Raw genomic sequence first — 6540 nt, 5'->3', positions numbered from 1 at the left:
CCCGGTCCGAGCGGGGTCGCCCGTGTCCACCCCGCCCGATCACGTCGTACGGCGTGCTCGGGTAGGCGTACGGTCAGTGGCCCCCGGCGGCGAGGTTGAGCCCGACGACGCCCGCGACGATGAGCAGGATCGAGGCGATCTTGAGGGCCGACGCGTTCTCGCCGAGGGCGACGATGCCCAGCGCGGCGGTGCCGACGGCTCCGATACCCGTCCAGACGGCATAGGCGGTGCCGACCTCCAGGGTCTTCAGGCCCATCGCGAGCAGGCCGAAGCTGAGCAGGCCGAAGACGGCGAAGCCGACGCTCGGCAGCAGCACGGAGAATCCATTGCTCAGCTTGAGCGAGTACGCCATCGCGACCTCGAACAGACCGGCGACGAGGATGACAACCCAGGCCATGACAGCTCCTCCTTTGATCAGGAGCGTCGTCTTTGCCTACCGGGTACGGCGCGTCTCGTCCGGGAACACCCCTTTTGAGGGTTCGATCGGTGGAACGCGGCAGGGTCTCACTTTGATTCCCACCAGAGTGTGAACCACCGGTCCCGGGGGACCGGCCACATGTCCAGCTCGATCACGGCCGCGATGACCTCGTCGGCCCGCTCCCGGCCGAGGCAGAGCCTCCGGCAGGCGCTCTCGGCGAGGTCTTCGAGCCGGGTGAAGCGCGGCAGCGGGGCCAGGCGCCACTCGTGGTGGACCTCGTACCCGAGCCCCTCGGCGATGGCGATCACGTCGTGAGCCGTGGGGCGGCGGGGGCGGGTGATGCCGTGGAAGTGCTGCCAGAGGGGGTTGAGCCAGCTCATCGGGTGTTGCCCGGTGAGCTCCAGGACGACCCGGCCGCGGGCGTGGCCGGTGAGCTCGGCGAGGAATCCGACCAGCCCCGGCACGTTGTAGACGACGTGGGCGGCGACCGCGACGTCCGCGATCGGCGTTTCGGCCGCGATGTCGGGCCAGCGGCCCCGGAAGAACCGGGTGGGGACGCCCAGCGTGTGAGCCCGGGAGGCCAGCTCGGCGAGCATGGCGTCGGAGACGTCGACCGCGATCAGCTCTCCCAGGTCGGGAGCGAGCGGCAGGGAGGCCGCCCCCGTTCCGGCACCGACGTCCAGCACGCTCCCGCCGGGCGGGAGCGCCTCGGCCATCCGCGCCAGCGTCGGCCCCTCGGGGGCCGCGAGCGCGCGGTCGGTGCGCTCGGCGAACCGCGCCGACGAGTGACCCCAGGGGTCGGCCGGCGCCCTGGCCGCGATCTCCTCGGGAATGCCCCACAGTTCGAGGTCGGCCCGCCATCGTTCGTCCATGTGGCGAGCCTAGAAGAGCTTCGGGGGCCGGTCGATCGACACCGGCGCGGGTGTCTTCGCATGTCGTGACGAACGTCCCAGTCGGTGCGGTTTTCTAGGGGTTACTGACGGGTAGCATTACCGGTAACGTTACTGGCGAGTATGGAAAGTTCCGGTTCCCCCGGTTTCAAGGAGCAGACCCCATGGGCCACTACAAGAGCAACGTCCGTGACCTGGAGTTCAACCTCTTCGAGGTGTTCGGGCGCCGGGACATTCTGGGCACCGGCCGCTACGCCGAACTGGACGAGGACGTGGTGCGGAGCCTCCTCGACGAGGTCAACCGCCTGGCCACCGGCGTACTCGCCGACTCCTTCGAGGAGGGCGACCGCAAGCCGCCGGTGTTCGATCTCGCCACCAACTCGGTGACGATGCCGGAGGGCTTCAAGAAGTCCTTCGCCGCCTACCGCGACGCCGGCTGGACCAACCTCAGCCTCCCCGCCGAGCTCGGCGGCCCCGGCCTGCCCAGCAGCGTGAGCTGGGCGCTGGGCGAGATGGTCCTCGGCTCGAACCCGGCCATCTGGATGTACTCCAGCGGCCCGGCCTTCGCCCACGTGCTCCACGTGATCGGCACCGAGGAGCAGAAGCGCTACGCCGAGCTGGCCATCGAGAACCAGTGGGGCGCCACCATGGTGCTCACCGAGCCGGACGCCGGTTCCGACGTGGGCGCGGGCCGCGCGAAGGCGGTACGGCAGGACGACGGCACCTGGCACATCGAGGGCGTCAAGCGCTTCATCACCAGCGCCGAGCACGACCTGAGCGACAACATCTTCCACCTGGTGCTGGCCCGCCCCGAGGGACACGGCCCCGGCACCAAGGGCCTGTCGATGTTCCTGGTCTCGAAGTACCACGTGGACCTGGAGACCGGCGAGCTCGGCGAGCGCAACGGCGTCTACGTCACCAACGTCGAGAAGAAGATGGGCCTGAAGGTCTCCACGACCTGCGAGCTCACCTTCGGCGACAAGCACCCGGCCGTGGGCACGCTGATCGGCGAGGTCCACGAGGGCATCAAGCAGATGTTCATGATCATCGAGAATGCCCGGATGATGGTCGGCACCAAGGCGATCGCCACGCTCTCCACCGGCTACCTGAACGCCCTGGAGTACGCCAAGGCCCGGGTGCAGGGCGCCGACCTGACCCAGATGGCCGACAAGTCGGCCCCGCGGGTGACCATCGCCCACCACCCGGACGTACGCCGGGAGCTGATGCTGCAGAAGTCGTACGCCGAGGGCATGCGGGCGCTGGTCCTGCTCACCGCCACCTACCAGGACGACGTGCTGATCGCCGAGCACGAGGGCCGCAGGAACGGCCACGCCGAGGCGATGAACGACCTGCTGCTCCCGCTGGTCAAGGGCGTCGGCTCCGAGCGCTCCTACGAGCTGCTCGCCCGCTCCCTGCAGACTCTGGGCGGCTCGGGCTACCTGCAGGATTACCCGATCGAGCAGTACATCAGGGACGCCAAGATCGACTCCCTGTACGAGGGCACCACCGCGATCCAGGGGCAGGACCTGTTCTTCCGCAAGATCCTGCGCAACCAGGGCGTGACCTTCGGCTCGCTGTACGACGACGTGAAGGCCTTCGCCGCCTCCGAGGCCGGCAACGGGCGGCTGAAGGAGGAGCGCAAACTTCTCGCCGAGGCCGCCGACGAGGTCAAGAGCATGGCCGACACCATGGCGGGCTGGGCCATCGGCTCGCTGGAGGCGCCGAAGGAGGTCTACAAGGTCGGCCTCAACACCACCCGGTTCCTGCTCGCGCTGGGCGACGTGGTGATCGGCTGGCTGCTGCTGCGCCAGGCCGAGGTGGCCCTGGCCGCGCTGGGCTCCGCCGAGGCCGCGCAGGGCGACCAGGCCTTCTACACCGGCAAGGTCGCCGCGGCCTCGTTCTTCGCCCAGACCGTCCTGCCCCGCGTCGCCGCCGAGCGCCGCACGCTGGAGGCCACCGGCCAGGACCTGATGGAGCTGCCGGAAGAGGCCTTCTAAGCAGGCCACCTGCTCCCGCGGCAGGCATGGGGGCGGTCCCGTCTTGACGGGACCGCCCTTCGCCTTTCTCGGGGCCTGGGGCCGGCCAGGCGGCGCGCCGTTGCGAGCGGGTTGACACCGGCCTTTGTTATTCTCATACTGAGATTGTCTCACTTCGAGAAGGACATGTGATGGATGAGTCCGAGTTTCTGGCGGGTTACGACCCGCGGGTGTACCCGGCGGTCGCGGTGACCGTCGACGTGGTGGCGCTCACCATTCGCGGGGGCGGGTTGCGCGTTCTGCTCATCAGGCGGGGCGAGCAACCCCATGCGGGGCGGTGGGCGCTGCCGGGGGGGTTCATCCGGCCGGGAGAGGACCTGCCACAGGCCGCGGCGCGGGAACTGGCCGAGGAGACGGGGCTCTCGGGCCTCGGGGACCGAGTCCACATCGAGCAGCTCGCCAGCTACGGGACGCCCGACCGTGATCCGCGGATGAGGGTCGTGTCGATCTCCTACCTGGCGTTCGCCCCCGACCTGCCCGATCCCCGGGCGGGCACGGACGCGGCGGACGCCGCCTGGCAGCCGGTCGGCAAGCTGCCGGAGCTCGCCTTCGACCACGATCGCATCCTGGCGCACGGGCTGGAGCGGGCACGCGGCAAGCTGGAGTACACCCCGCTGGCCACCTCGTTCGCCGGTGAGACGTTCACGATCTCCGAGCTGCGCGGTGTCTACGAGACGGTCTGGGGCGTGCCACTGCACGCGGGCAACTTCCACCGCAAGATCCTGTCGGTGCCCGGTTTCGTGGAGAGCACCGGCGAGACCACCGAGAGCGGCGGGGCCAGGGGCGGCCCCCGGGCCAAGCTCTACCGGGCCGGCGACGCACGACTCCTGCACCCCGCCCTGCTACGACCCGCCAGGGAGGAACAGATCAGATGACCAGGGCCGAGGCGATCGCGCTGGTGACCGCTGCCCGTACCCCCGGCGACCTGTTCGGCGGGGACTCTCCGCACCGGTCGTACCGGAGGCTGGCGAGGCTGCTCCACCCCGACCTCGCGCCGGGAGCCGAGGCCGCCGAGGCGTTCGCCAGGCTGGCGGAGCTGTGGGCGGCCCGCGGCGGGGCCCCGGGGCCGGCCGCGGAGACGGTGATCACCACCGGGCGGGGGACCTACCGGATCGGGGGCGTCTTCCGGCGGGGCGCCTCGGCCGTGCTCTACGAGAGTGGTCCGGACACGCTGCTCAAGCTCCCGCGCAGCCACGCGGACAACGACCTCATGCGCCGCGAGGCGGACGCCCTGGAGACGATCGCGCGAGACGGCGACCCGCTGCTCCTGCCGTACGTGCCACGCCTGGTGGATTCGTTCCGGCACCGTCGCGACGGGGTCGAGCGGCGGGCCAACGTGATCAGCCGGGTACCCGACGGGTTCGTGAGCCTGGACGAGGTCAGGCGGCGGCGGCCGGTGCTCGACGCGAGGGATGTGGCCTGGATCTGGCGGCGGCTGCTGGTGGCCGTCGGCGCGGCCCATCGGGCGGGGGTCGTGCACGGCGCGGTGTTCGGGCACCACGTCCTCGTCCACCCGGTCGACCACGGCCTGGTGCTCGTCGACTGGAGCCAGTCGGTACCGCTCGGCACCCCGCTCACCGCCCTGGTGACCAGGCACCGCGACGACTACCCGCCGGAGGTCCTGGCCAGGAAACCCGCCACCCCCGCCACCGACATCCACCTCGCCACCCGCTCCGTGGCCGCCCTCATGGGCGACCAGGCCCCCACTCCGATCAGGCGCTTCGTCCGGGGAAGCCTGCTGAGCCCGCCTGGCGACGCGTGGCGGCTCCTGGGGGAACTCGACGACCTGCTCGACGACCTGTACGGGCCGAGGAAATACCGGCCACTGCACCTTTGAGAACGTGCCACCCCTGATCCGAGGAGATCCCCCGTGGGAAGCGGAATCTGGTCCACCGACGTCTACTCCGCCGCCGCGAGCTACCGCGCGGCCAAGGGCTCAAGCGCCTTCGCCTACAGCGACAGCGGCGCCCGCGCCACGCACCCCGACCTCGACCCGCACGGGGTGACGGACCGCGAGAGCCGCGACTCCGCCGAGCACCCCGACTCCCTCGCCGTGGCCGTGCTGTTCGACGTGACCGGCTCGATGGGCGGGGTGCCCCGCACCCTCCAGACCAAGCTGCCCGACCTGCTCGGCCTGCTGCTCCGCAAGGGCTACGCCACCGACCCGCAGATCCTCTTCGGCGCGATCGGCGACGCCACCTGCGACCGGGCCCCGCTGCAGATCGGCCAGTTCGAATCCGACAACCGGATGGACGAGCACCTGGGCAAGGTCCTGCTGGAGGGCGGGGGCGGCGGCCAGATGAGCGAGTCGTACGAGCTGGCGATGTACTTCATGGCCAGGCACACCTCGATCGACTGCTTCGAGAAGCGGGGTCGCAGGGGCTACCTGTTCATCATCGGCGACGAACTTCCCTACCCACAGGTCAAGCGGCGCGAGGTCGAGAAGGTCGTCGGCGATCGGCTCCGGCGGGACATCCCGACCAGGGAGATCGTCGCCGAGCTGACCAGGGTCTACGACGTCTACTACATCCTCCCTGCGGGGTCGAGCTACGCCGGGGACGGCCGGGTGCTGGCCGCCTGGCGCGAGCTGCTCGGCCAGCACGTGCTGGAGCTGGACGACCTCGACGCCGTCTGCGAGACCATCGCGCTCACCGTCGGTCTCGGCGAGGACGCCATCGATCTGCGGGAGGGGCTGGACGACCTCGACGAGCTCGGCTCGACCGCCGGGACCGCCGTGGGCAGGGCCCTCGCCAAACTCGGCCGCGGCACGCTCGTGGTCGCCGACGGTCTCGACCTAGGCGGCGACAGCGGCGTGACGCGGCTCTGAAGACCTCCCCGCCGTGCGGCGGCCACCGCGAAAGCGGCGGGGAGTGCCACCACGAAGGGAAACGGCCCCTGCCCGGCGGTGAGAACTCACCGCCGGGCAGGCCGCCACCACGAACAGAGGACCACATGCGCGAACACATGATCGTGACAGACCTCGGCTACGGCGACGCGGGCAAAGGCACGATCATCGACTGGCTCTGCACCCGCGAACCCATCGGGGCGGTCGTCAGGTTCAACGACGCCCGCTGGGCAGGCCGCCACCATGAACAGAGGACCACATGCGCGAACACATGATCGTGACAGACCTCGGCTACGGCGACGCGGGCAAAGGCACGATCATCGACTGGCTCTGCACCCGCGAACCCATCGG

7 protein-coding genes and 1 riboswitch are annotated in these 6540 nt (G+C 70.4%); of the genes, 5 read left to right on the top strand and 2 right to left on the bottom strand.

Features of this window, described 5'->3' with window-relative positions; translation table 11 throughout:
• Window positions 1-73: 73 nt before the first annotated feature.
• Window positions 74-397, bottom strand: a complete 324-nt coding sequence (locus tag ABZU75_RS43980) for a multidrug efflux SMR transporter (protein WP_355568662.1) — start codon at window positions 395-397, stop codon at window positions 74-76.
• 20 nt (window positions 398-417) lie between these two features.
• Window positions 418-484, bottom strand: a riboswitch (guanidine-III (ykkC-III) riboswitch).
• A 20-nt stretch (window positions 485-504) separates the two neighbouring features.
• Window positions 505-1290 (bottom strand): class I SAM-dependent methyltransferase, encoded by a 786-nt coding sequence (locus ABZU75_RS43975; RefSeq protein ID WP_355568659.1) that lies wholly within the window; start codon window positions 1288-1290, stop codon window positions 505-507.
• A gap of 182 nt (window positions 1291-1472) precedes the next feature.
• On the opposite strand from ABZU75_RS43975, the gene ABZU75_RS43970 reads away from it, so the two are divergent.
• The 5 genes from ABZU75_RS43970 to ABZU75_RS43950 all read left to right on the top strand — a co-directional run bounded on the left by ABZU75_RS43970 (window position 1473) and on the right by ABZU75_RS43950 (window position 6464).
• Window positions 1473-3305: an acyl-CoA dehydrogenase gene (locus tag ABZU75_RS43970; RefSeq protein ID WP_355568656.1), complete on the top strand. Its 1833-nt coding sequence runs from the start codon at window positions 1473-1475 to the stop codon at window positions 3303-3305.
• 170 nt (window positions 3306-3475) lie between these two features.
• Window positions 3476-4219, top strand: a complete 744-nt coding sequence (locus ABZU75_RS43965) for an NUDIX domain-containing protein (protein WP_355568654.1) — start codon at window positions 3476-3478, stop codon at window positions 4217-4219.
• Window positions 4216-5181: a lipopolysaccharide kinase InaA family protein gene (locus tag ABZU75_RS43960; protein WP_355568651.1), complete on the top strand. Its 966-nt coding sequence runs from the start codon at window positions 4216-4218 to the stop codon at window positions 5179-5181. Before ABZU75_RS43965 ends, ABZU75_RS43960 begins: the two co-directional genes overlap by 4 nt.
• Before the next feature lie 33 nt (window positions 5182-5214).
• Window positions 5215-6171 (top strand): hypothetical protein, encoded by a 957-nt coding sequence (locus tag ABZU75_RS43955; RefSeq protein ID WP_355568648.1) that lies wholly within the window; start codon window positions 5215-5217, stop codon window positions 6169-6171.
• 137 nt (window positions 6172-6308) lie between these two features.
• Window positions 6309-6464 (top strand): hypothetical protein, encoded by a 156-nt coding sequence (locus ABZU75_RS43950; RefSeq protein WP_355568646.1) that lies wholly within the window; start codon window positions 6309-6311, stop codon window positions 6462-6464.
• Window positions 6465-6540: the final 76 nt, after the last annotated feature.

It is taken from the genome of Streptosporangium sp. NPDC005286, from assembly GCF_040607515.1.
In the GTDB taxonomy this organism is placed as follows: Bacteria; Actinomycetota; Actinomycetes; order Streptosporangiales; family Streptosporangiaceae; genus Streptosporangium.
The sequence above is the reverse complement of the archived record's forward strand: the minus strand, read 5'-3'. Positions and strand labels throughout refer to the sequence as shown.

Bases quoted from the DNA above. Each gene is read 5' to 3' on its own strand.
- ABZU75_RS43980 (WP_355568662.1), bottom strand. From the start codon at position 397: ATGGCCTGGGTTGTCATCCTCGTCGCCGGTCTGTTCGAGGTCGCGATG.
- ABZU75_RS43975 (WP_355568659.1), bottom strand. From the start codon at position 1,290: ATGGACGAACGATGGCGGGCCGACCTCGAACTGTGGGGCATTCCCGAG.
- ABZU75_RS43970 (WP_355568656.1), top strand. From the start codon at position 1,473: ATGGGCCACTACAAGAGCAACGTCCGTGACCTGGAGTTCAACCTCTTC.
- ABZU75_RS43965 (WP_355568654.1), top strand. From the start codon at position 3,476: ATGGATGAGTCCGAGTTTCTGGCGGGTTACGACCCGCGGGTGTACCCG.
- ABZU75_RS43960 (WP_355568651.1), top strand. From the start codon at position 4,216: ATGACCAGGGCCGAGGCGATCGCGCTGGTGACCGCTGCCCGTACCCCC.
- ABZU75_RS43950 (WP_355568646.1), top strand. From the start codon at position 6,309: ATGATCGTGACAGACCTCGGCTACGGCGACGCGGGCAAAGGCACGATC.